General features: G+C 39.9%; 20 protein-coding genes. 11 read left to right on the top strand and 9 right to left on the bottom strand.

Features of this window, described 5'->3' with window-relative positions; translation table 11 throughout:
- The first annotated feature begins 89 nt into the window (after positions 1 to 89).
- The gene (locus PYV58_RS01370; protein ID WP_034616811.1) at positions 90 to 890 is read left to right on the top strand and encodes a DUF4198 domain-containing protein; all 801 of its coding nucleotides are present in this window, start codon (positions 90 to 92) and stop codon (positions 888 to 890) included.
- Positions 891 to 962: 72 nt separating this feature from the next.
- Here PYV58_RS01370 and PYV58_RS01365 read toward each other — a convergent pair whose 3' ends face one another.
- From PYV58_RS01365 to PYV58_RS01350, 4 genes are read right to left on the bottom strand one after another with little or no spacing between them, the layout of a single operon-like run.
- Entirely contained in the window at positions 963 to 4,154 is a 3,192-nt protein-coding gene (locus PYV58_RS01365; protein ID WP_034616814.1) for a CusA/CzcA family heavy metal efflux RND transporter, read from the bottom strand.
- Entirely contained in the window at positions 4,144 to 5,448 is a 1,305-nt protein-coding gene (locus tag PYV58_RS01360) for an efflux RND transporter periplasmic adaptor subunit (protein ID WP_034616817.1), read from the bottom strand. Before PYV58_RS01360 ends, PYV58_RS01365 begins: the two co-directional genes overlap by 11 nt.
- A gap of 1 nt (position 5,449) precedes the next feature.
- Positions 5,450 to 6,814, bottom strand: a complete 1,365-nt coding sequence (locus PYV58_RS01355; RefSeq protein ID WP_034616820.1) for a TolC family protein — start codon at positions 6,812 to 6,814, stop codon at positions 5,450 to 5,452.
- A 58-nt stretch (positions 6,815 to 6,872) separates the two neighbouring features.
- Complete coding sequence (locus PYV58_RS01350; RefSeq protein ID WP_004816629.1) at positions 6,873 to 7,349, bottom strand: hypothetical protein; 477 nt, start codon at positions 7,347 to 7,349, stop codon at positions 6,873 to 6,875.
- Positions 7,350 to 7,616: 267 nt separating this feature from the next.
- On the opposite strand from PYV58_RS01350, the gene PYV58_RS01345 reads away from it, so the two are divergent.
- The 4 genes from PYV58_RS01345 (at position 7,617) to PYV58_RS01330 (ending at position 11,101) form a co-directional block, all read left to right on the top strand.
- Positions 7,617 to 7,970 carry an SEL1-like repeat protein gene (locus PYV58_RS01345; RefSeq protein ID WP_004816626.1) on the top strand — a complete coding sequence of 118 codons (354 nt, stop codon included), beginning with the start codon at positions 7,617 to 7,619 and terminating at the stop codon, positions 7,968 to 7,970.
- 358 nt (positions 7,971 to 8,328) lie between these two features.
- Complete coding sequence (locus tag PYV58_RS01340; protein WP_034616823.1) at positions 8,329 to 9,216, top strand: SDR family NAD(P)-dependent oxidoreductase; 888 nt, start codon at positions 8,329 to 8,331, stop codon at positions 9,214 to 9,216.
- Positions 9,217 to 9,428: 212 nt separating this feature from the next.
- Positions 9,429 to 10,358, top strand: coding sequence for a DUF2167 domain-containing protein (locus PYV58_RS01335; RefSeq protein ID WP_034616857.1), 930 nt, complete (start codon positions 9,429 to 9,431; stop codon positions 10,356 to 10,358).
- Entirely contained in the window at positions 10,358 to 11,101 is a 744-nt protein-coding gene (locus tag PYV58_RS01330) for a hypothetical protein (protein ID WP_051671089.1), read from the top strand. The genes PYV58_RS01335 and PYV58_RS01330 overlap by 1 nt, the downstream gene beginning before the upstream one ends.
- Before the next feature lie 29 nt (positions 11,102 to 11,130).
- Here the strand turns inward: PYV58_RS01330 and PYV58_RS01325 are convergent, their stop codons facing one another.
- Positions 11,131 to 12,048, bottom strand: a complete 918-nt coding sequence (locus PYV58_RS01325) for a LysR family transcriptional regulator (RefSeq protein WP_034616829.1) — start codon at positions 12,046 to 12,048, stop codon at positions 11,131 to 11,133.
- Positions 12,049 to 12,153: 105 nt separating this feature from the next.
- Here PYV58_RS01325 and PYV58_RS01320 point away from each other — a divergent pair, with 105 nt between their 5' ends.
- Positions 12,154 to 12,909, top strand: coding sequence for an SDR family oxidoreductase (locus tag PYV58_RS01320; protein WP_034616832.1), 756 nt, complete (start codon positions 12,154 to 12,156; stop codon positions 12,907 to 12,909).
- A 38-nt stretch (positions 12,910 to 12,947) separates the two neighbouring features.
- Here the strand turns inward: PYV58_RS01320 and PYV58_RS01315 are convergent, their stop codons facing one another.
- Entirely contained in the window at positions 12,948 to 14,039 is a 1,092-nt protein-coding gene (locus PYV58_RS01315) for an SDR family oxidoreductase (protein WP_034616835.1), read from the bottom strand.
- Positions 14,040 to 14,138: 99 nt separating this feature from the next.
- Between PYV58_RS01315 and PYV58_RS01310 the strand changes: the two genes are divergently transcribed.
- Positions 14,139 to 14,516 (top strand): MerR family transcriptional regulator, encoded by a 378-nt coding sequence (locus PYV58_RS01310; protein WP_004725368.1) that lies wholly within the window; start codon positions 14,139 to 14,141, stop codon positions 14,514 to 14,516.
- Between the two features lie 49 nt (positions 14,517 to 14,565).
- On the opposite strand, the gene PYV58_RS01305 is transcribed toward PYV58_RS01310, so the two are convergent.
- Positions 14,566 to 16,938: a Tex family protein gene (locus PYV58_RS01305; RefSeq protein ID WP_034616838.1), complete on the bottom strand. Its 2,373-nt coding sequence runs from the start codon at positions 16,936 to 16,938 to the stop codon at positions 14,566 to 14,568.
- Positions 16,939 to 17,046: 108 nt separating this feature from the next.
- Positions 17,047 to 17,466 (bottom strand): carboxypeptidase regulatory-like domain-containing protein, encoded by a 420-nt coding sequence (locus PYV58_RS01300; protein WP_275059690.1) that lies wholly within the window; start codon positions 17,464 to 17,466, stop codon positions 17,047 to 17,049.
- A gap of 183 nt (positions 17,467 to 17,649) precedes the next feature.
- Here PYV58_RS01300 and ompR point away from each other — a divergent pair, with 183 nt between their 5' ends.
- The 3 genes from ompR to PYV58_RS01285 all read left to right on the top strand — a co-directional run bounded on the left by ompR (position 17,650) and on the right by PYV58_RS01285 (position 21,981).
- A complete protein-coding gene (gene ompR / locus PYV58_RS01295; protein ID WP_004816610.1) occupies positions 17,650 to 18,414 on the top strand; it encodes a two-component system response regulator OmpR in 765 nt (254 codons plus the stop codon).
- A gap of 377 nt (positions 18,415 to 18,791) precedes the next feature.
- Positions 18,792 to 20,252, top strand: coding sequence for an ATP-binding protein (locus tag PYV58_RS01290; protein ID WP_004816608.1), 1,461 nt, complete (start codon positions 18,792 to 18,794; stop codon positions 20,250 to 20,252).
- 205 nt (positions 20,253 to 20,457) lie between these two features.
- The gene (locus PYV58_RS01285; protein ID WP_034616841.1) at positions 20,458 to 21,981 is read left to right on the top strand and encodes an acetyl-CoA hydrolase/transferase family protein; all 1,524 of its coding nucleotides are present in this window, start codon (positions 20,458 to 20,460) and stop codon (positions 21,979 to 21,981) included.
- 105 nt (positions 21,982 to 22,086) lie between these two features.
- On the opposite strand, the gene PYV58_RS01280 is transcribed toward PYV58_RS01285, so the two are convergent.
- Entirely contained in the window at positions 22,087 to 23,733 is a 1,647-nt protein-coding gene (locus tag PYV58_RS01280; protein WP_034616844.1) for a GMC family oxidoreductase N-terminal domain-containing protein, read from the bottom strand.
- A 213-nt stretch (positions 23,734 to 23,946) separates the two neighbouring features.
- Between PYV58_RS01280 and PYV58_RS01275 the strand changes: the two genes are divergently transcribed.
- Complete coding sequence (locus PYV58_RS01275) at positions 23,947 to 24,366, top strand: GNAT family acetyltransferase (RefSeq protein WP_034616847.1); 420 nt, start codon at positions 23,947 to 23,949, stop codon at positions 24,364 to 24,366.
- The last annotated feature ends 3 nt before the right edge of the window (positions 24,367 to 24,369 follow it).

Raw genomic sequence — 24,369 nt, 5'->3', positions numbered from 1 at the left:
AATTATTATTATCAATAATAAAGTTTCTTCTATATAATAGCGACTATATTTTCCACAGTTAAAATACCCCTGTTAATGGAATATCGACAATGAAAAAATACCTCTACCTTTCTGTACTTCTTTGCTCTTATAGTTATGCACATGAACCCTATGTTGCACCTCTGGGCTATAACACCACAAATACACAAATCCCAGTGATTGCATCCTATGCTGAAGAAGCACTGAATGCAGAACATGCCATGAAACAAACCGCGCTCAACGTGATTCAACCAAATCAAAGCAAGTTACAAGTTGAAGCTGCAAGCACTTTAAAATCGGCTACAGTATTTGACTTAGCCTTACCACAAGCAGGCACCTATCACCTGTTCAGTAAAGCGTCTTTCCCACTCAAATATGTCCAACATAATAAAGAATGGAAAATGCTTTTTGATGTCCCTGCTGAGAAAGCAGGTAAGATCGCTGAACGCGAATATGTGATTCCTGCTGACTTTAAGAAACCGCCTGTACCAATCACCATTAACCGAGAATGGTCAATCCAAAGCTATATTTCTAAAGAAAAAACGTCACCTATTCAAAACAACACTGATGCTGCAATACAAGTCGAATTTAAAACCCATCCCAACAGCATTACTGCGCAGCAACCTGTACAAATCTTGATTAAAAAATCAGGACAAGCACTCAAAAATGCTGAACTGCTCATCCGTGCTCAAGGGCAAACCGATAAACAAGCACAAAAAGTTCCAGTTGCTCAAGATGGTTCAGCAATAGTCACTTTTCCTTATTCAGGGCAATATCTGCTTGAAGTCAGTGAAGCATTTAACAAAACCACTCAACCTGTAAATCAAAATTACACCATCATTAGTTTAGGTGTATTGCCTGTCAGTCAATAATAAACTGTCTATACAGTTTCAATGCCTCACCCTTCTTGGCTAAGAACGGTGAGGTTATTTTTAAATTAATGATCAACCATTCGTTTGTGCTTTAACTTTACGTTCATTCATCCAACGATAAATCACTGGTAAAATCACCAAAGTCAGTAAAGTGGATGACATGATGCCGCCAATCACCACGGTTGCCAGTGGACGCTGAACTTCCGCACCCGTCCCTGTAGCCAACGCCATCGGCACAAAACCTAACGATGCCACACAAGCCGTCATCAATACGGGTCTTAAACGTAAAATTGCACCTTGCCATGTGGCCTGATAAACATCGAGTTGTTGACGTAATTCCTTAATAAAGGTCAACATTACCAAACCATTTAATACTGCCACACCTGAGAGCGCGATAAAGCCCACACCTGCAGACATCGACAATGGTATACCGCGAAGCCACAGTGCAATCAAACCGCCACACAGTGCAAATGGCACACCGGTAAACACCAGCAAACTTTCCTTAAAGTTATGAAAAACGGCCATCAACAACACAAAAATAGTTATCAGTGCCAGCGGAACGACCAGCTGCATACGTGCCTTCGCAGAGGTTAGGTTTTCAAACTGTCCACCATAACTCAACCAATAACCCGCAGGCATTTCCTGCTTCGCCAAAGTCGATTGTAATTCGGTGACAAATGAGCCCAAATCGCGCCCTTCGACATTGGCAGTCACGACCACACGACGTTTACCATTTTCACGACTGACCTGATTAATACCGAGGATATTTTCAACTTTAGCCACATCCTGAAGTTGGATTAGACCACCATTTGGTGTTTGAATAGGTAAAACGGCCAGATGCTCAGGTGTACGTTGAGCATCATCCAGACGAATCACAAAATCGAAACGACGGTCACCTTGTAAGATTTGACCAACATTCTGCCCGCCGACACTGGTTGCCACCAAGTCTTGAATCGCTCTCACCGATAGACCATATTGCGCTGCCGCGGCTTTGTTCACTTCAACATTTAAAAGTGGTAGGCCTGAAGTCTGTTCCACATTGACGGCAGTTGCGCCAGTAATCCCTTTGATTTGTTGTGCAATCTTAGTGGCTTGCTGATTCAACACCTCCATATCATCGCCAAAAATCTTGATCCCCACATCACTTCGCACACCAGAAATTAATTCGTTGAAACGCAGCTCAATCGGTTGAGAAAACTCACTATTATTTCCGGGTAATGTACCAAGAAATGCAATCATACGTTGCCGTAGCTCATCAATGGTTTGCTTTGGATTCTTCCATTCATCACGTGGCTTTAACAGTACCACAGCATCGGAAATATTAGGTGGCATGACATCTGTTGCCACTTCTGCCGTCCCTGTACGGGCAAATATGGCTTTGATTTCTGGAAATTCTTTGAGCAATAACTTTTCAGTATTCTCCTGCATACGTAAAGACTGCTCTAGACCAGTACTTGGCGAACGCATTTGCTGCACTGCAAAATCGCCCTCACTCAAGGTCGGTGCAAACTCACTGCCAATTTGCGTGGCAAGCACGCCCGTTAAAAACAGAATACTCACCGCAAGGGTGACGACTAACATTCTAAAGTTATAGGCTAAATTGAGTAGTTTTTCATATTTTTGCTTTAACCACAGCATCCAGCGACTTTCTGTTTCTTTAACTTCACCATTAACAAATAAGGCCACTGCAGCAGGGACAAAAGTAACTGAAAGAATAATTGCACCCACCAGTGCCAATACCACCGTCATAGCCATTGGGTGAAAGAGCTTCGCTTCAACACCAGACAGGGCAAAAATAGGTAAGTACACCACCAGAATAATTAATTGACCAAAGATTAAAGGGCGACGTGCCTGTTTAGCCGCAAGAAAAACTTCTTTAAACCGTTCTGCTCGTGAGAGTAATCTGCCTTTTGCATGCTGTGCCTCTGCCAGTCGCCGAATACAGTTTTCAACAATAACAACCGCACCATCCACAATGATCCCAAAATCCAGTGCGCCTAAGCTCATCAGATTGGCACTAATTTTCTGCTCGGCCATACCCGCCAAAGTAAACAACATCGATAACGGAATCACACATGCAGTAATTAACGCTGCACGGAAATTACCAAGAAATAGGAACAAAATAACAATAACCAGAATTGCCCCTTCTACAAGGTTCTTCTGCACTGTACTAATCGCACGTTCGACCAAAGCTGTCCGGTCATATACAGTTTGGATCACAATACCTTTCGGTAAAGATTGCTGAACTTCCTTGATTTTGGCATCCACTGATTTCGCCACAGTACGGCTATTTTCACCCATCATCATCATGGCGATACCGAGTACTGTTTCCTCGCCATTGTAAGTTGCACCACCTGTACGTAGATCATGTCCAATCGAAACAGTCGCTACATCTGCAACTCGGATCGGAAAACCATTTTTATTGCCGATACTTACATTTTGAATGTCTTCAATATTGTTTAAGGTTCCTGGAACACGCACTGTCAATTGCTGCCCATTGGTTTCAATAAAACCAGCACCACGGTTTTCATTGTTTCCAGTTAAAGCGTTTTGTAGATCACTGACAGGGATTTGTAATTGTTGCAAACGATTTAAATCAGGTGTGACCACATAGGTTTTATTAAAGCCACCAATCGAGTTGACCTCTGCAACGCCGGGAACCCGTTGTAGCTGTGGTCGTACAATCCAGTCCTGAATTTCACGTAAATCCATTGCGGTATAGGGTGTACCATCAGGTTTTTTCGCATTCGGCTCAGCCTTGATCACCCATTGATAAATCTCACCCAACCCTGTCGATACAGGGGACATTGTCGGTGCAATATCATCTGGCAGTTCGGTTTGAGCTTCTTGTAAGCGTTGATTAATCTGTTGTCGTGCCCAATAAATATCCGTCCCATCTTTAAAAATAATGGTCACTTGCGATAAACCATAACGGGAAATAGAACGAGTCAATTCTAGCTTGGGTAAACCCGCCATCGCAGTTTCAATGGGATAGGTAATCCTTTGTTCAACTTCTAATGCGGTAAAACCAGCCGCTTGGGTATTCACTTGCACTTGGGTATTGGTAATATCGGGTACAGCATCAATCGGTAATTTTTGATAACCGTAAATCCCTACGCCAATCCATGCCACAATAAACAGCATGACCCAAATGGCATTTTTAATCGAAAATTGAATCAGTCGATCAAATAATCCTTCAGGTTGAGGTAATGCTGAATCCGCATCGAGATCTAACTTAGAATCAGAAGAATCATTAATGCCCATGGCTCGCCTCTCCTTTTTCTAATTCAGATTTCAGCAAGAAGCTGCCCTGAGCAGCATATTGCTGCCCTTGAGTCAGACCAGACTTCACTTCAATCCACTGACCATCACCGGATACCTGACCCAGTACAATAGGCTGTGCAGTAAACTCGATTTTCTTGTCATGCTCACTGGAAACGAAAACAATATCCTTTCCTTCAACTTTCTGTATGGCACTTTTGAGTACACGTAATGCTTGAGCAGTGCCTTGCTGTTGTAGCTGAACATTGACCATCAAATTCGGGCGCAATTCAGCTGCATTTGACAGCACTTTGGCACGCACTTGTAAACGTCCAGTCTGCACATCAGCTTCACTATTTAAACTTTGAATCTGTGCTTTAAAAGTATTCCCCGTTTGCAGTGACTTAAATTCAAGCTGTTGATTGGGTGCAATCGCTGAAAACTCAGAACTTGGTACAATAAATTCAAGCCATAGCTGATCCAGTTGATCAATGATAAATAACTGGCTAGCAAGCTGTACATTTTCACCCATGACCAAGTCTTTTTTACTGATAATGCCTGCAATTGGTGCTGTGAGAACATAACGACCATTACTGCTTGATGAGGCACCAAAAGCAAATAAACGAGATCTGGTGGCTTGTACCTGAATCTGTGCTTGCTTGTAAGCATTGTAAGCCCGTTGATAATCCTGCTTGGCAGAAATACCTTGTGACCATAACTGGCGCTCTCGTTCATAGTCCTGACGTGCCAGCTCTAAGCTTGTTTGTGCAACCTGTAAATTTGCCTGCTGATCAACCAAATCAGGCACCACCAAGGTCGCCAATGCCTGCCCTTTTTGCACACGCTGTCCCAACTCAACATTGACGGCAACCACCTGCCCACTAAATGCAGGTGATACATGTGCTTGACGATCGGTATTGACCATGACTTTTGCAGGATAAGAAGCCGATTTTATAACGGTCCCCATCTCTACTTTAGCAAGTTTGATTCCTTGTTCAGTGATCTGTTGCGCGGTCAAGCTAATGGCTTCAGCATTCTCTTTCTCGCCACCCTCTTCTTCACTGTGCTTCGCTTCTTCCGCACCGTCTTTGGTGGTTCCCTTAGCATTTTCTTCATGTGAATGCCCTTCTTCAGCATGCCCAGCTTCATTTTCACCAGCATCTTTGCTACTTGCTTTTTTAGATGAAAAGAACAAACCCATAGCAATAAGAGCAGTCATCACAATAGTGATGATGATCAGTAGGCGTTGAGAAATTTTGCCTTTCTGAAGTTTAAAAGATTTAAATTGATTCAGCATATTATTTTCCCCCACCCACGATTGGTAAAGCTTGTGTGTCCTGCCATAAACTCTGATTGATCTGTGCTAAAGCGTCTTTTGCCATGATTTGACTTGGTTCAATACCGAGACTCAGACTTTCCGCTTCAATGGCACGTTGCCAGCCATCTTTCAATAATTGCACTTTTCTCAAACGCACTTCTTGCAGCTGTAACGTTGCGAGTTGCACATCGTTAACGGCAAATTTACCGACAGTAAACCCCTGCAAAGTTTTACGTTGAACCTGAGCTGCAAGCGGAATCTGAGACTCATCGACTGCTTTAAACTGTACTTCCAGTCCTTGCAATTCAGTCAACAAGGTTCCCACCTGCAAAGCATTTTGGCGGAGATAAAATTCCTGTTGTCTACTGAGTAAATCCTGCTTTGCTTGCGCAATTTGCACACCATATTGCTGGCGGTTGAAAATATTCAATGGGATAGAAACCCCCACAACTAAAGCATTGTCAGTCGAGGTTTCAGGTGATCGAGTACGATTCACGCCTAAATTCACAGTTGGATTAGGCCGTGCCGAAGCTTTGAGTTGCGCCACTGTCGCTTTTGCTTGCAACACCTGTAACTGACGTGATTTTTCAAAAAGATTGTCTGCGAGATATTCTTGTACCTGTTGGTGTGTCGAAGACGGCCATAAAGATTGAGGATTTAAACCGATACGAATCGATTTATCAGCATCCCCCCAAAGGTTGGACAATTGCTGCTTGGCAACTTGCACCTGCAAATCGGCTTGACGGTATAAGCGTGCATTTTCTGCATGACTCAGTCTGGCACGATCTACATCAACCTGAGCCACACTCCCCGCTTGATAGCGCTTCTGAATCGCATTCAGATTTTCTTCACTGACGTTGAGCTGCTCTTGGACCACGTTGCGTTCTAACTCAAAAATCGCCAGCTGTGACCATTGGTATTTCACAGCCAATTCAAGTTGAGCCTGATAAATCCGCTGATTTAAGTCACTTTGATCTTTTGAAAGTTGCGCCAACCTCTGTGCTGACTTACGTTCACCAAAAATATCCAATCGTTGAGAAACACCAATTGAAAGCTCTTGATCTTGATTGGAACCAAAACCCGTTTGCGATACGGATAACTCTGGATTTGTCCACAGTTTTGCTTGTTTAATGTTCGCTGTTGCAATTTGCTGCTGCGTTTGCCAGACATTTTGCGTTTGCTGATATTGCTCAGTTTTTGCAATTGCCTGTTGTAAGGTTAATGCTTGAGATGTGTTGTCTGCCCAACTAAAAGATGAGATCACACTCAACATCAGTGCACTGAGCAAAGACGGCCTAAAACCAAATACAGGCTTTTGTACTAAATTACGTATTTCTTTTGACATAAAAATGCCCCACTAAATTAAACCATTAGCGGTGGGCAATCTTTTTGGCTACCCCACCTTATAGCGGGGATGAGAGAGGCGGAGGATTAGGCAAATATAGATCAGGTGACTGGTACAAATTATTCCAGCCAATAAAGCGAGATTCAGGGTAGCCTATAAACTTAGGCTGCGCTGTTTGTTGCTGATCATCAACCACAATAAAATGCGCAAAGGAAGGCAAATGGTCACGATGATCATCATTTATATGATTGAGGAAATCACTGGAACGCACATCATGTTGATGTGCTGATAATTGTTTGAATGCGGACTGATCTGAAATCGGTTTATCTATCCCATACACATCCAATAGCTGCGGATGCTGCTGCTGATCCTGAGTACAATCAGGTGCATTATGGTGTCCAAAATGCTGACTCATCAGACTTTGCGATGGAAGTGTAGTGCTTTCATGATCACAAAAAGCTGCCGCTACATTCCAAAGACTTTGGAACATAAACAAACTAAGCAAGACTGTGATGAAAACACTTGAGCGTTTCACAGATTCTATCCGAAATCAAAAAACAACCTAAATATAGCAAATTTTCTCAATGTAATAAAATTACAGTGCGTGATTTAATCATTTAAATAAAAATTGTTGGTTTGTTAAATAATGTATTTTTTAACAAATGTGTAAAAATCGCAATTGACAAATTACATTTAACTATTTGCAAAGTGTAAAAAATCAGCTAGATTAATTATATCTAATCATTTTTTTGTGATTAGCAGTCTCTTTTACTTTGTTAATGGATTAGCAAGGAGGTTGTATATGTTGGTACATATTTTTAACCGTTTTTTAGGAGATTCAACATCTCGTCGAGCATTTGAACAGAATGCTTCCGAAGCTGCTCTCGAAAAAGCGCAAGCACATCATTTTGAAGATCAAAATCTAAGTTTAGATGAAATCGCAAATCGTAATGCGATGTGGTGCTATTTAAGAGCTGCTTTGCGTGGAGATCAAGAAGCTCAGTATAAAATGGGACTCAGCTACTTAAATGGACAACTTGGGTTAGACCGAAGTTATAGTCATGCAGAAAAGTGGCTTGAACAAGCTGCACATCAAGGTCATACCCACGCCAAAGAACAATTAAAAAAAGCATATGATGAGCTTGCTTTTTCGTAAATCACGATAAAAATATTACATATATCCATCTATAAACAGAGTTGAAATCAACTCTGTTTACTTAAAAATATATTCAAATTTTCAAGTGAATTTATTTGGTTATGTTTTATACAGCAAGATTGATTTTTTGCTTTTAATACTCATTTTTATATGGTAAAAATCACGAAATAAGTAAAAATATAATAGAGTATTTACTCTAAAAATATTTTATAAATTCAGTCACTTAATACTAGTATTTTTATTTTTTTTGTATATTATTGCCTTCCAACAAAAGTGATCATCTTTTAAACAAAGACCCAATCACCCGAAACAAAAAAATACAGCATATATTTATGCCAGTAGAATCAGGAAAATAGCTATGAATCAAAAATTAGAGCAACTTTTTCAAAAAAAGGTTCAAGGTAAAATTGCACTAATCACAGGTGCATCTAGTGGTATCGGTTTAACGGTTGCAAAAAAACTCGCAGCAGCAGGTGCACATGTACTTTTAGTGTCTCGTACTGAAGAAACATTGAAAGAAGTTCAAGCTGAAATTCAGGCTGAAGGTGGACAGGCTGATATTTTCCCTTGCGACCTAAATGATATGGATGCTATTGATGAAGTGTCTAAACAAATCATTGCCTCTGTTGATCATATTGATATTTTGATCAATAACGCAGGTCGCTCGATTCGCCGCGCGGTACATGAATCTGTTGATCGTTTCCATGATTTTGAACGTACGATGCAGCTGAATTACTTTGGCGCAGTTCGTTTAGTTTTGAATATTTTACCGCAAATGATGGTTCGTAAAGACGGTCAAATTATCAATATCAGTTCAATTGGTGTGTTGGCAAACGCAACTCGTTTCTCTGCTTATGTTGCATCAAAAGCAGCATTGGATGCATTTAGCCGTTGTTTATCTGCGGAAGTACATTCTCATAAAATTGCGATTACTTCAGTTTATATGCCTTTAGTTCGCACGCCGATGATTGCACCAACTAAAATTTATAAATATGTACCAACACTTTCGCCCGAACAAGCAGCAGATTTAGTGGCTTATGCGATTGTGAAACGTCCGAAGAAAGTTGCGACAAACTTAGGCCGTTTAGCTTCTATTACGTATTCGATTGCACCTGGAATCAATAACAAATTAATGTCAATTGGCTTTAATTTGTTCCCAAGTTCGACTGCTTCTGTAGGTGAGCAACAAAAATTGAATCTGGTACAAAGAGCATATGCGCGTTTGTTCCCTGGTGAACATTGGTAATTTAAGCCATTGAACGGATATTCGACTGAGTAGACTATCCGTTCAAATACAGACATTGAAAATCTTGAATAAATAAAATAATATTAGAAAAACTAAGCACTAAGAATAACTTCACGCATTCAATATTAAAGAAAAAATCATTGATTTTAAATTTAACAACACGAAGCTATTCAAATAATCAGAGACATAACCAATTAGAAAATGAGACCACCATGTTAAAAAAACAATTTAACTTAAAGCTTCAACCTGTTACTCATGCCGTTTTGCTTTGTCTAAGTTTAAGCACGAGCACACTCATACCTGTTTATAGTTATGCGGAAACGACCACAACAACAGAACAAAGCACGACACCTGACCAAAGTACACAAACGCAGCAAGAAAGCCCATATTCCAAACTGAATTGGCAAATTGGACCCAAAAAGGAAAATCTTGCTGATGTCGCCACACTAAACACAATCAAAGGTGATGGTTTTCTTGATATTTCAAATTCAGATAAATTTTTAGAGCTTACTGGTAATCTCACTTCAGGCAGTACCAATGTACTGGTCGCAGAGGATGATTCATGGTGGGCGACCTTTGACTTTGAACCGTCAGGCTACGTCAAAGATGATGAGAAAATTGATGCTGATGCATTGTTAAAAGAATTAAAATCTTATGATGAAGCAGCCAATGCTGAACGTGTGCGTTTAGGGCTTGATAAACTTTATACAGATAGTTGGGCTGTCCCTCCAAAATATGATCCTGTATCTAAACATCTTGAATGGGCATTAAAAGTCCGTGGTGAAGATAATATGGAAACCATAAACTATACCGTACGTCTTCTGGGGCGTACCGGTGTAATGAGTGCAACCTTGGTATCGGATCCTGAAAATCTAGATAGAAATATTCAAGCCTTTAAAAACTCCATCAAAGGCTTCCAATATAACTCAGGCGAACGTTACACCGAATTCCAAGCAGGCGACAAAGTAGCAGAATATGGTCTAGCTGCTTTAGTGGTAGGTGGTGCTGCCGCCGTTGCGACTAAAAAAGGTTTTTGGGCGGTCATTGCTGCTTTCTTTGCAGCGACTTGGAAGTTTATCCTTGTTGGCGTTGCTGCTTGCATTGGTTTTATCGGGAAGATTTTTAAAAGAAATAAAGAATAATGATCGCATTTGATTATCTTATTATTTTGGGTTTAGTCGGATTTTATCTCTATGATTCGGCCAAACTTTGTTTCTATAATGAATTTTATCTTCTCAACGGTTTTACCGCAAAGTTTAAGTCACAGATGCTGGTCAATCACGTCAGCATCTTCAAAAAATTTCTGATTATTCCTCAGCCATTTTGCCCACATTATTTATGCTTTAAAGTTCGCTGGCAACTGACCCATCATCAAGATCACCAACAAGTTGCGGACAACGAGATCGGGGCTATTCTAAATCTACAAAAGATCTTAAAACCGTTGCAGCCGATGATTTATTTAAATACAGTGTTAACACTGGTTTTATTACCTATTGCGTTGATTTATAAAAGCAGTTATCTATATTTAGCAATTTTAATCCTGAGCATTTATGCGATTAACCTGATCAATATCACTTGGATTTTTGTTCAACGAAAACAACTATACTTGTCCAACTTAAAATTCAGCTATCTTTTCATCGATGCGCTACTTTGTCCGCCTTTTGCATTAAACCTCCTGCAAAAAATTAGTCTAAATTATGATTTTAAGACAGATGCAATTACCCTCTCTCAACATTTATTACAAGCAGATGATTTTCAAGCCTTGTTGTCTCAAACGATTGCGGATATTGAATTACTCAAAAATAATCATGACTCAGAACAACTGGTCATTGAACAATTAACACTTAAACAAAACTACCTGACCAATCTATTAAGCCCACCTTGAGTACCGAAACTATTACTCAGCAACAATTTTCACGATTTAAACGACAACAGCTCAGTATGATTCGCAAGCTTCTGTTTCAATAAATTCTCTAACCAATCAATAAAGAATTGAAAATATACGGGTCGATATTTTCTTTCTAAAAAAAGAAAATTAATGGGTATTTTTAAGCATGCTTCTTGCTCAAATATTCGAGTTAATCGTTTGGTCTCGATAAACGGGATTGCATCAAAAGCTGGAATCTGGATAATCCCCAACCCTTGCAAGCCCGCATGTAAATAACTTTCGGTATCCTCAACTGAAAGTTGATAAGGAAGTTTGATCTGGCTATCTTTAAATACCAGACTTCCAAAATCTGAATCCATATTTTTCATTTGATAACCGATCATAATATGTTGATTTAACGGCGCTGTTTCTAGAATATTCTCCAATGTATTTAAGTATTTTGGAGCAGCCACCGTATATAAATCAACCTCTGTGATAGGTCTCACAATTAGATTTTCATTCATCACATTTCCAACACGAAGCACACAATCTAGTCGTTGTTCAATTAAATCTGAATAATGATCGTGGCTATAAATTGAGACTTTAATATTGGGGTACTTTGCATAGAATTCATGCAGATCAGGGAGAAGATATTGCGTTGCTATTCTTAATGGTAAGCCAATTTTAACTTGCCCCTTATATTGGCGATTTTTTAATTTAAACTTATTCAGCCCTTCAGCCTGAAAAATCAATTGTTGAACTTCTTTAAGAAACTGAACCCCATCATTGGTTAAGTTAACTTTCCGCGTGGTGCGATTAAACAACAAGACTTGATATTCTTTTTCTAAGCCTTGTATTGCATAGGTAATTGTTGAACGTGGTAAATCCAGCGCTTTAGCAACTTGGGCAAATGAATGCTTTTCTGCAACTAAGCAAAAAATTTTTAGCCGTTCAATTTTATCCATTTATTATTCAATTTTTTCAAACAATCTATTCGATTCTAATCACTATTTAGAATAAAAAATAGCTTTTAGAATTTCAGCATCATTTATCAAAACTGGAAAATAACAATGGCACAGCACAATTTAAAAGACAAAACAGTGATTATTACAGGTGGCGCTAAAAACCTAGGTGGTCTGATCGCACGTAAATTTGCAGAACAAGGTGCAAATCTTGTCATTCACTACAACAGCCTAGAAACCCAAAAAGATGCCGAAGAAACACTCAAAGCCATTGAACAACTTGGCGTTAATGCAACCTTGATACAAGCAGACCTCTCCAATATTCAAAATATCGAAACATTGTTCATCAAAGCCAAAGAAATCTTTGGTGGTGTCGATATCGCGATTAATACCGTAGGGCGAGTACTCAAAAAACCATTGATTGAAACAACTGAACAAGAGTTTGATTCGATGAATGACATTAACAATAAAATTGCCTATTTCTTCATTCAGTCTGCGGGTAAACATCTTAACAATGGTGGAAAAATTTGTTCTATCGTGACCAGCCTTTTAGCAGCCTATACAGGATTGTATTCAACCTATGAAGGCTTAAAAGCACCTGTCGAGCACTATACACGTGCAGCATCGAAAGAGTACGGCGATCGTGGTATTTCCGTCACTGCTGTTGCACCGGGTCCAATGGATACACCATTTTTCTATGGACAAGAAGCACCTGAAGCGGTGGCCTATCATAAATCTGCCTCTGCACTGGGTGGTCTAACCAAGATTGAAGATATTGAACCTTTGGTACGTTTTTTAGTGACAGAGGGTTGGTGGATTACAGGTCAGACTATTTTTGCCAATGGTGGTTATACGACACGATAATCATAAATTGCCCATTTATTGAAATGGGCAATTTATTGCTAGATCTGATGATTCTGATCCACCCATTCTGCAGTCAGTGCAATGCTCTGTTTAAGATTGGTTTCTGGTATTTGCCATTTCTGATTTAATGTTAAAAACTGATCCATATTTAATTGCTCAGTTCGGATGAAATTCAACATCTCAGCAGATAGATCCAGCTTTTGAGCAAGCCACTTCCATTTTAAAATCACTTTTAAAATGCTCAGCGAGACGAAATATTGCGGTGCTTTTAGATTTAATCTGTGAGCTGCATTATGAATAAGCGCTTGTAAAGAAATCTGAGTAGGATTGGCAATCAATATAGCTTGATGAATTGCAAGTTGATCCTGAGATGCTTTGCATATCGCATTGACCAACATTGTCACGGAAACCAAAGGTAAATAATGCTGAGGGGTTGCAGGAATTGCGGTCATTTTACCCTGTTTAAGCTGGGTAATCAGGTGAGCAATTGGCTGGTTTTCTGCAATTTCACCATAATTTTCATCCCCTACTACTGTTGCAGGATGAATCACTGTCCAGTCAATGTTCAACTGTTGAGCGCATTTCACCCACGCAAAATGAGCTTCAATTTTAGAAGCCTCATAAGCACCCAGTTTTTGGTACACCTGCCTCCAATTCGTACTCTCGATATTTTCTAAACAGACTCCAGCATCCTGTAAGTGCTGAGTGAGTGTCAACATATAGCCAGAAAGATGAATTGCCCGTTTCAATTGGCAATGTTCGTTCACACATTCAAGTAAATTGATTAAGCCCTTAACATTGACTTCCCTTGCCTGTTGTATTGAAAGGTTCCATGCAAATAATGCACTGGTATTAAATAAATAATTTAGCTCAGCAAGCCGTTTCCAATCTTCAACTGAAATACCCAAATCAGGCAAGGTAACATCGCCTTGTAAACAGAATAATTTTTGATGGTTTATTCCTTGTTTTTCCAGCCACATTCTCAAACTCGGCTCTTGCTGATCGAGACGACGGCACAAGGCAAAAACTTGGTCATTGCTTTGAAGTAATCGCGCTACAAGAAATTTACCAATAAACCCTGTTGCACCAACCACCAAGGCAACTTTTTCTACACTTTGATTATTTTGCATCACTTTATACACCCTTTATATGCTCGCACTTAAGCTAAAGGATGGAGTACACTCCACAGTCAAGTGTTTCTTGCAAATACATAAAATTTGGAGCAAGTGATGTTAATCGGTGAATTATCAGAGCAATTAAATCTCAGTCGGGATACCATTCGTTTTTATGAAAAGCTTGATCTTATCCGCCCATTGACACGAAATAATGGTTATAAGGATTATTCAAAACAAGACTTACAGCAATTACAACTGATTCAAGTCGCTAAAAATCTAGGTTTTACTTTGGCTGAAATTAAACAGATTTTAGACTTGGTCAACGTTAATGAAATTCCAGCAGAACAATTTCATATGATTTTAAAAGACAAGCTCAGTGTCATTGGTGAAAAAATTCTCCAATTACAGAATATTCAAAATCTACTTGAAAATCTTGTGGTTGGGGAAGCATGTCCATTTAAAAAAGATTGTGATCTTTCTGCAATTGTCTAATCCATAAAAAAACCGCCTTACGGCGGTTTTTTTATGGAGAAATTAAAGCTTATTTAGACCCTTTAATCCCTGCTTGTAATAACAATGCACCTAAACCACCAATTTTGTTTTCTTGAGGTTTAGCTGCTTGTGGTTTCTTGTCATGACGTGGTGCTTTGTCTTTATTGTCATGGTTTGGACGACCTTGCTGTGGACGTTTACCCTGAGGCTTACGCTCACCACGTTGTTCATTGTTATTGAACTCACGCTTTTGACGTGGTGCTTTAGCTGGTGCTTCCGAACCTTCTGGGCGCATCGATAAATTCACACGATTTCGCTCAGCATCTACAGTCAATACACGTACTTGTACGATTTGCCCTGGTTTCACCACTTTATGTGGATCAGAAACAAATTCATTGGCAAGTTCTGAAATATGTATTAGACCATCTTGATGTACACCAACATCGACGAATGCACCGAAGTTAGTCACATTGGTAATCACACCCTCAAGCTGCATTCCTTCAGTCAATTGACTGACTTCAGTGATATCTTCACGGAATTTTGCTGTACGGAATTCTGGACGGGGGTCACGACCTGGTTTTTCCAACTCGCTTAACACATCTTGAATCGTCGGTAGACCAAATTTGTCGTCCGCAAAATCTTCTGCTTTCACTTGACGAATAATTTCAGTATTACCAATGATATCTTTCACTGTAGTCGCTTTTGCTTCAACAATTTTGTTGACCAAACCATACGATTCAGGATGAACAGATGATGCATCTAAAGGTTCTGAACCATCTTGAATACGTAAGAAACCAGCAGCTTGCTCAAAGGTACGCTCGCCTAAACGTGGTACATTTTTCAATGCTTGACGATTGTCAAAACGACCATTTTCTTTACGATAATCTACAATTTGTTGAGCAATGGCTTTATTTAAACCTGCGATATAGCCCAAGATTGCTGGAGAGGCTGTATTTACATCTACACCTACCGCATTCACACAGTCTTCAACCACAGCATCCAATGTTTTTGCCAAATTGGTTTGATTCACATCATGCTGATATTGACCAACACCAATAGATTTAGGATCAATTTTTACCAGTTCAGCCAATGGATCTTGTAAGCGACGTGCAATTGAAACAGCGCCACGAATCGCAACATCAAGCTCAGGCAGTTCAGCAGAAGCCAATTCTGATGCGGAGTAAACAGATGCGCCCGCTTCACTTACTGAAACACGCGTTAATGTAAGATCCGCATTTTCAGCCATCATTTCTGCAACAACAGCTTCAGTTTCACGACTCGCAGTACCATTGCCAATCGCGATTAAATCCACATTAAATTCACGGCAAAGACGTGCAAGTTCAGCAATCGAGCCGGCTTTATCTTCTTTGGGTGCAAATGGATAAATCGTGCTATGTGCAAGCACATCACCTGAATTTGAAACAACCGCCAGTTTCACCCCTGTACGAATACCAGGGTCAACACCTAAAGTTGTACGTGAACCTGCAGGTGCAGAGAGTAATAAATGACGTAAGTTTTCTGCAAACACGTCCATTGCTTCTGATTCAGCTGCAAGGCGCTTTTCAGTCAACAAAGAATGCTCTATCGTTGGGCGAATTTTACCTAACCAAAACAGCTTTGCGATTTGCTTTAAGAAATCTTGACGTGCTTGTGGTTGCACACTTTCAAGCGCGTATTCAGTTTCAATACGTGCAAGTGGTGCATGATCATCACCATCAACTTTAAGTCCCAATACATTTTCTTGGCGGCCACGTAGCATTGCCAATAAACGATGCGAAGGCACTTTATTTAAATTTTCAGAGAAATCAAAGTAATCACGGAATTTCTTACCGACTTCTTTTTTCTCATCAGACGCCACTAAACTCTTTAACATCGCTGTTTTGGCGAATGTTGATTTAAGTTCTGTGGTTAATGAAATATTTTGTGCCCAGTCATCAATGATGATGTGTTGAATCGCGTCTAATTGGCTTTCAACATCTGGGTATTCTTCATGGCTAAAACCAGCCAAAGCTTCAGTCGGATCAATTTGCTCTGCGATAATTTTCTCAGCAAATTCCCCTAATCCTGCTTCTCTTGCTTTGAATGATTTACTGGTACGTTTTGGACGGTACGGTGCGTAAAGTTCTTCTAATGCATTTTTTGTTTCAGCGCCATTGACCCGAGCAAGTAAGTCATCAGAGAGCTTATTTTGTTCTTTTAATGATTCGATTACTTTTTCACGGCGTTCAAATAAATCACGTAGATAAACAAGGCGTGTATCAAGTTGGCGTAATTGGATGTCGTCTAAGCCTTGCGTTACTTCTTTACGGTAACGTGCAATAAATGGAACACTAGAGCCTTCATCTATCAGTTTAATGGCAGCTTCTACTTGGTTTGGACGTACGGCAAGTTCACTTGCCAACTGCTGAACTAAGTCAGTCATCGTGTTTAATTCCACAAGGATAAGGACTAAAAGTTAGTGATTATAAAGACCAAGACCATAAAATCCACAATTGTTTTGCAAATTAGCAGTGAAAAAAGTGATAAAAGATCATTTTTCTTGAGTTTTTACAGTGCAATCGGGTATTTCATCCTGCTTTGCTGTATTTAAATTGCTTTGTAAAATAATTTTTCCAACTTTCCACTGCGCGCCTTTACGCTGTCCACCGCCATGAGAATTGAAATATTGCAAATCACATGGCTGATAACCCTGTTTATTTAGCCGTTCTTGTACAAATACTGGTGGCGCTTCCATATACATGATTTCTTTCAGCAAAAATGCAGCATAGCGTCGCTCCTTGAGTCGAAAGTTGCCTTGCATGTCGGTTTGCGTTTCACCGACTTGGACCTGACCAATCGGTTGGTCAAATTGGTCAATCACTTGTCCTGAGATTTCAGGTCTGGAAAGTCGGCTAATACATGCACTTAAAGCAAAACTTATTGCCAAAATACATAAAACTTTCATTTGCATATGGTATATCTTTTTATTTATAAACATAGAATCATCTCAAATCGTTATAGATGTTGTTTTTTGGTTTCAAAACAGCCTGAAAATTGTATTTTTGAGCAATTTGATACATAGTCTTAACAAGAGCTTAGGCAGTATACTGAGATTGACGAATATTTATAATTTACAACATTAAGGGAGTACATCATGAGTTTGGTTGTACCTGCTGAAAATACAGATATCGTACAAAACGAAACTGACCGTGTCGAACGCATTTTAGTGGTCGATGATGATGTGCGTTTACGTACCCTTTTACAGCGTTTCCTTGAAGATAAAGGCTTTGTGGTAAAAACGGCCCACGACGCAACGCAGATGGATCGCCTATTACAACGTGAGTTATTTTCACTCATCGTTTTAGACTTTATGCTTCCTGTAGAAGATGGTTTAAGTATTTGTAGACGTTTACGCTCATCAAATATAGATACACCTGTCATTATGCTGACCGCACGAGGCAGTGACTCTGACCGTATTGCTGGCTTAGAAGCTGGTGCGGATGATTATTTGCCAAAACCATTTAATCCAAATGAGTTATTAGCACGTATTCGTGCCGTACTGCGTCGTCAGGTTCGTGAAGTTCCAGGTGCACCAAGTCAAAACGTAGAAGTTGTGTCTTTCGGCCCTTGGTCTTTAGATTTATCAACACGTACCCTGACGCGTGAAGGGCAAGTGGTCACATTAACCACAGGTGAGTTTGCGGTCTTGAAGGCATTAGTTCAGCACCCACGTGAACCATTAACACGTGACAAGTTGATGAATCTTGCACGTGGTCGTGAATGGGGTGCTATGGAACGTTCAATCGATGTTCAAGTTTCTCGCTTACGTCGTCTGATTGAAGAAAACCCTGCACGTGCACGTTATATTCAAACAGTTTGGGGCGTAGGTTATGTGTTCGTTCCAGATGGTGCGGAATAAATAGATCTTGATTCGATAGCATGAATCAGTTTCAAAAGTACTGGTCACATATTTGGTTTTGCATGTGACCAGTATTTTTTTATCCATATTTATTCATCCAAAACAATAGTCTTGATGGCTTTGCCCTAGAGCGACGCTTTACTGATGATTTCACTGGTATTTTAAATATAAGCATATTTGGCGATTCTACAAAAACGGTGTGACCTCAATGCCATGCATCTCTTATTTTGTTGAGTTTAAATATTTTAAATCCGAGTATTTATGACCATAAATAAGTTAAAGCCGAGTAACCTAACATTTTTAATATTGCGATAAATCTGCCATCCTTTAAACTGAAATCCATAGATTAACAATATCGCACAGATTGGAATGCTCCTGTGAAATTAGAACCCATAGACCCACAAGAATTTACCGACTTTGTCAGCTACAAAGAACGCAAACGTACACCTTGGGAACGCTTCCTCGATAAAGTTAAACCGCGTTCGGCAGCAATGCGTACTACGGTATTGGTGGTATTCGTGGTGTTCTTTAGCCTATTTATGTCATTGTGGTTTTTTTGGAAAACACTTTATTTACCTGAAATTCAACAGCATGCACGTTTTTTGGCGGTTGAGCTGGAAATGGTTAATAATCCGCGCTTGCAGATTTACCATGATGAGATTCAACTCGATATTGACGAATGGTTAAAGCAACGGGTTGGGGTTGAATATGTTACAGATCCCAAAGAATACCCAAATGTAAAAGACAAAATTATTGCAGATTTCTTTACCAATCGTATTGAGAATCAGCTTGCAGAAGAATTAAAAATTAAAGATGTGACGGTTTATTTCCAGTTTAAACCCAGTCCACGCATCTGGGTCCAAACCCCTGAAATGAATGGCAATTGGGTCCGTGAACCTCTGAATACCTATGCCAACTATAGTCCTGAACTCATTTTAGCTTGGTTATTGGGTATTCCACTGATTGCTGCGGCGATCATCCTGACACTGGTCAGACAGCTTAATCGCCCTTTACGTCGCTTACAACATGCTGCGAATAGCTACAGTAAAACAGGGAAAGCGCCCTACTTGGAAACCAATCATGGACCACAAGAAATCCGTGAGGTAAACCAAGCTTTTAACCAGATGATCTATACACTTGAACAAACTGAACGTGATCGCCAAATCATGTTGGCAGGTATCTCGCATGATTTAAGAACACCGCTAACACGGATCCGTTTAAGTGCAGAGATGATGTCTGATGATGACTTCTTAAAAGAAGGTTTGATTTATGATGTCGATGATATGGATGCCATTTTAAGCCAGTTTATTTCCTATATGCGTGATGGCTCAGATGAAGAGCTTCAAGACACCAATATCAATGCTTTGCTACAAGAGCTGATCATTCAGTTTAAACCCTTAGATATTCAGTTCACACCGCAAGAATTACCCGTCATTACCGCGCGCTCACTGTCGTTAAAACGTTTGATTGGTAATCTCATCAACAATTCAAAACGCTATGGTGCAGAACCCATTGAACTCAGTGCTTTTGTAGAAGATGAGCATATTAAAATCTGTGTAGCAGACAATGGTGAAGGCATTCCCGAAGACCAAATTGAAGGGCTTATGCAGCCTTTTGTCCGTGGTGATGCTGCACGTACAGTGCAAGGGAGTGGTTTAGGTTTGGCCATTGTCAAACGAATTGTTGATATTCATCAAGGTGAACTGTTGATTTCCAACCGTCCTGAAGGCGGCTTACAAGCCATCATTTCACTACCAACTTCAATAAAAGTTGAGGAAGAACCGATACCTACAAATCCAATTCAAAAAATCAAACAAAGCTTGAGTGATCACTTTTAGTGATTGCTCAATAAACCAACACTTAACTTTGTTTATTTAACAAACAGCTATCATTATTTTATTAATAAATAATAACTTAAAAACCATCATCAGAATTTATACCTGCATTTATTGAAAAAATTAGACCTTAGCATTAGAGGCATGCACAATTCAGTTTGAGGGCGGTACAATCCGTCTAGTTTTGAACAAGAATTGAGCGTAAACCATGTCTTTAGATCGTATTCGTTTAGCATCTCTCCATGACAAAGTCATGAGCGCAGAACAAGCTGCAACTTTTATCCAAGATGGGATGACTGTGGGGATGAGTGGATTTACTCGTGCAGGTGAAGCAAAAGCTGTACCTTTAGCGCTGGTAAAACAAGCCAAAGTGAATCCGTTGAAGATTACTTTAATCACAGGTGCAAGTTTAGGTAATGACCTAGACAAACAATTAACTGAAGCTGGTGTACTTGCGCGTCGTTTACCATTCCAAGTCGATAACACTTTACGTAAAGCCATCAACAACGGTGAAGTGATGTTCATCGATCAGCATTTGTCTGAAACTGTTGAGCAAATGCGTAACCTTCAGTTGAAAAAACCTGATGTTGCGGTGATTGAAGCGATTGCGATTACTGAAGATGGTGGCATCATTCCAACAACATCTGTGGGTAACTCTGCAAGCTTTGCAATTTTTGCTGAAAAAGTGATTGTTGAAATCAACACCAACTTAAGCCCTGCTTTTGAAGGCTTACACGATATTTATATCCCAACTTACCGCCCAACACGTCAAGCAATTCCTTTGACGCATGTTGATCAACGTATTGGTACACCTGCAATCAATATTGATCCTGCAAAAATCGTGGGTATCGTAATTAACAACGAATATCATGACTCTCCATCAACAGTGACACTACCAGATGATGAAACTCAAGGTATTGCCAACCACTTAATCGTATTCTTTGAAAAAGAAGTTGAAGAAGGTCGTTTACCTTCGAATCTTGGTCCTTTACAAGCAGGCATCGGTTCGATTGCCAATGCGGTATTAACTGGTCTTAAAGATTCTAACTTTGAAGATTTGGTGATGTATTCAGAAGTACTGCAAGACTGTACTTTCGAATTGATTGATGCGGGTAAAATGAAGTTTGCTTCAGGTTCATCAATTACCCTTTCTGCTAAATATGGCGAAAAAGTATTTAACAACCTAGAACAATACAAAGACAAACTGGTTCTACGTCCACAAGAGATTTCAAACCATCCTGAATTGGTTCGCCGCTTAGGCATCATCGGGATCAATACTGCACTTGAGTTCGATATTTACGGCAACGTCAACTCGACCCATGTCTGCGGTACCAAGATGATGAATGGTATTGGTGGTTCAGGTGATTTCGCACGTAATGCACATTTAGCAATCTTCGTGACCAAATCAATTGCAAAAGGTGGCGACATCTCTTCTGTTGTTCCATTTGCTTCACATATCGACCATGCTGAGCATGATGTTGATATTCTCGTGACTGAACAAGGTCTTGCTGACTTACGTGGTTTAGCGCCTCGTGAACGTGCTCGTGCAGTCATCAACAACTGTGCTCACCCAATGTATCGTGATGCATTGAATGATTACTTTGATCGTGCATGTGAAAAAGGCGGTCAAACGCCGCATATTCTTCGCGAAGCACTTTCTTGGCACTATAACTTTGAAGAAACAGGCCATATGCTTGCTTCTTTAGAAGATCAAGCTAAAAAATCTGCATAAGATTTTAAATCTGATATAAAAAGTAAAAACGCCCTTCAGGGCGTTTTTTTATGGGCTTATTTGGGTTTGAATGCCCACCCACTGATTTTTTAAATATCTAAAGACTCAGATTGCAACACGCACTTTATCTTTCTTTTCAATAAACGCCACACCAGCTTGGTCCTGATTAATCATCTCAACCGCTTTCTCTGCAATCATAATTGCAGGGGCATTGGTATTGCCATTCACCACTTTTGGCATGATTGACGCATCGACCACACGCAGGTTTTGAATACCATAAACGCGTAACCGTGGATCAACCACAGCCATATCGTCTACCCCCATTTTACAACTTCCCACAGGGTGATAAACGGTATCTGAGCGATCTCTTAAAACTTGGCGAATGTCCTCATCTGTTTTTACCGTGGCTGTAAATAAATCTTCTTTAATCATGCTTTTAAAAGCATCAGATTGCATTAATTTCTGAGTGAGTTTAAAGCCTTTTACCATTTCTTCTAAATCAGATTCTTCACCATAAAAATTCGGATCAATCAATAAAGGATCATCGATACTTGGCCCACTTATCTTAATCGAACCACGACTGACTGGATTTAAAAGGCAGACATGACAAGAAATACCATGCCCTGTGTGCATGGTTCGTGCATGGTTATCCACCAGTGCAATCACAAAATGTAATTGTAAATTCGGTAGACTTTGCTCATTTGAACTTTTAATAAAGCCGCCACATTCAGCAAAATTCGTAGTCAACAAGCCACGGCGTTCTTTACGATAACGTCCAATTTGTTTAAATAAATCAATTGAACCTGGAATAGATAAGCCAAAGGTGCCTTGAATTTCACTGACTTTATAACCAAAAATAAAATCAGGATGATCGTGAAAATTTTTACCCACACCAGGCAAGTGTTGTTTTACCTCAATGCCGTGTTGCGCGAGTTCTTGTTGGTCGCCAACACCTGACAGCATCAGAATCTGTGGCGACTGCATCGCTCCCGCACTCAATAACACTTCTCGACGTGCAAAGATTTGTTTCAGCTGACCGCCTTGCTTGTATTCCACCCCAACAGCCACGCCATTTTCAATCAAGATTCGCTGAGTCTGTGCATGGGTTTCCACCGTTAAATTTTTACGATCTCGATGTGGAAATAAATAAGCCCGCGCAGAACTACAACGCTCCCCATTGATATGGGTCACTTGATAAACGCCTAAACCTTCCTGCTCTTCTCCATTGAAGTCATCCAGAATTCGATAACCCTGCTCTTTGGCAGCTGCGATATATTTTTGCTGTAAGGGATTATCACTACGTAAATCAATAACTGAAAGTGGGCCAGCATTGCCATGATATTGATTTTTAATTCTTTGGTTATTTTCAGACTTAATAAAATAAGGCAAGACCTCATCATATGACCAACCGGTATTGCCTAAGGCTGCCCAATCATCATAATCTTGTCGATGCCCACGGATATACACCATGGCATTAATTGCCGACGAACCACCTAAGCATTTTCCACGAGGCTGATAACCTTTACGACCATTTAGGCCCTTTTGCGGTACAGTTTCAAAGGCCCAGTTATTGATCTTGGTTGGAATGCTAATCACTGCTGCACAAGGAACTTCTACTTTCCAACCCTCTCCTGAGCCCCCAGCTTCAAGCAGACAAACAGAAACTTGCGGGTTTTCTGATAAACGCCCAGCCAACACACAGCCTGAGCTTCCACCACCGATAATAATATAATCAAATTCCTGTTTATTCACGTGAAGTTCCTTTTTTGTTTTAAATTATGCCTCCATTATTATGCACACTTTCAATCAATAAAAAATCACTATTCTCAGCCTATAACGTTTTTATAAGTTAACAAACTCAGCAAAAAGTATTTACGCATTGTCTAAAAAATAAACTTATCAACTGCGGTTTTTTATATTAATCTGCTGTAAAGATTGTTTTAAAAAACAAGAGATAAAAATTCTATGTTTATTATCAGACAGTTTCAGGAAACCGATTTAGACGAAGTCATCGCACTGTGGGAAGTCTGCGATTTAACCCGTCCTTGGAACAACCCAGAAATTGATATCTTCCGTAAAGTCGCACAAAAAGACGGATTGTTTCTATTGGCGGTCAAAGATGATCAATTGATCGCTACGGTTATGGGGGGCTATGATGGGCATCGGGGCTGGGTCAATTATCTTGCTGTCCATCCTCATGATCAACGTAATGGTGTTGCAACGGCATTGATACAACAACTTGAAAAGCGTTTAGTTGCATTAGGTTGCCCCAAACTGCAACTGTTAATCCGTAAGGATAATATTGATGTGCAAAGCTTTTATGAGCAACTCGGCTATGAAGAAATCGAAGTCGTGTGTTTGGGTAAACGTCTTATTTCAGATTAAAAA

The sequence above is a fragment of the Acinetobacter sp. TAC-1 genome, assembly GCF_029025845.1.
Classification (GTDB): domain Bacteria; phylum Pseudomonadota; class Gammaproteobacteria; order Pseudomonadales; family Moraxellaceae; genus Acinetobacter; species Acinetobacter guillouiae.
Note: the sequence above shows the minus strand (reverse complement) of the source record. Positions and strands in the feature narration are given on the sequence as shown.

Bases quoted from the DNA above. Each gene is read 5' to 3' on its own strand.
- PYV58_RS01315 (WP_034616835.1), bottom strand. From the start codon at position 14,039: ATGCAAAATAATCAAAGTGTAGAAAAAGTTGCCTTGGTGGTTGGTGCA.
- PYV58_RS01330 (WP_051671089.1), top strand. From the start codon at position 10,358: ATGATCGCATTTGATTATCTTATTATTTTGGGTTTAGTCGGATTTTAT.
- PYV58_RS01340 (WP_034616823.1), top strand. From the start codon at position 8,329: ATGAATCAAAAATTAGAGCAACTTTTTCAAAAAAAGGTTCAAGGTAAA.
- PYV58_RS01320 (WP_034616832.1), top strand. From the start codon at position 12,154: ATGGCACAGCACAATTTAAAAGACAAAACAGTGATTATTACAGGTGGC.
- PYV58_RS01345 (WP_004816626.1), top strand. From the start codon at position 7,617: ATGTTGGTACATATTTTTAACCGTTTTTTAGGAGATTCAACATCTCGT.
- PYV58_RS01310 (WP_004725368.1), top strand. From the start codon at position 14,139: ATGTTAATCGGTGAATTATCAGAGCAATTAAATCTCAGTCGGGATACC.
- PYV58_RS01300 (WP_275059690.1), bottom strand. From the start codon at position 17,466: ATGCAAATGAAAGTTTTATGTATTTTGGCAATAAGTTTTGCTTTAAGT.
- PYV58_RS01285 (WP_034616841.1), top strand. From the start codon at position 20,458: ATGTCTTTAGATCGTATTCGTTTAGCATCTCTCCATGACAAAGTCATG.
- PYV58_RS01335 (WP_034616857.1), top strand. From the start codon at position 9,429: ATGTTAAAAAAACAATTTAACTTAAAGCTTCAACCTGTTACTCATGCC.
- PYV58_RS01305 (WP_034616838.1), bottom strand. From the start codon at position 16,938: ATGACTGACTTAGTTCAGCAGTTGGCAAGTGAACTTGCCGTACGTCCA.
- PYV58_RS01275 (WP_034616847.1), top strand. From the start codon at position 23,947: ATGTTTATTATCAGACAGTTTCAGGAAACCGATTTAGACGAAGTCATC.
- PYV58_RS01355 (WP_034616820.1), bottom strand. From the start codon at position 6,814: ATGTCAAAAGAAATACGTAATTTAGTACAAAAGCCTGTATTTGGTTTT.
- PYV58_RS01360 (WP_034616817.1), bottom strand. From the start codon at position 5,448: ATGCTGAATCAATTTAAATCTTTTAAACTTCAGAAAGGCAAAATTTCT.
- PYV58_RS01325 (WP_034616829.1), bottom strand. From the start codon at position 12,048: ATGGATAAAATTGAACGGCTAAAAATTTTTTGCTTAGTTGCAGAAAAG.
- ompR (WP_004816610.1), top strand. From the start codon at position 17,650: ATGAGTTTGGTTGTACCTGCTGAAAATACAGATATCGTACAAAACGAA.
- PYV58_RS01370 (WP_034616811.1), top strand. From the start codon at position 90: ATGAAAAAATACCTCTACCTTTCTGTACTTCTTTGCTCTTATAGTTAT.
- PYV58_RS01365 (WP_034616814.1), bottom strand. From the start codon at position 4,154: ATGGGCATTAATGATTCTTCTGATTCTAAGTTAGATCTCGATGCGGAT.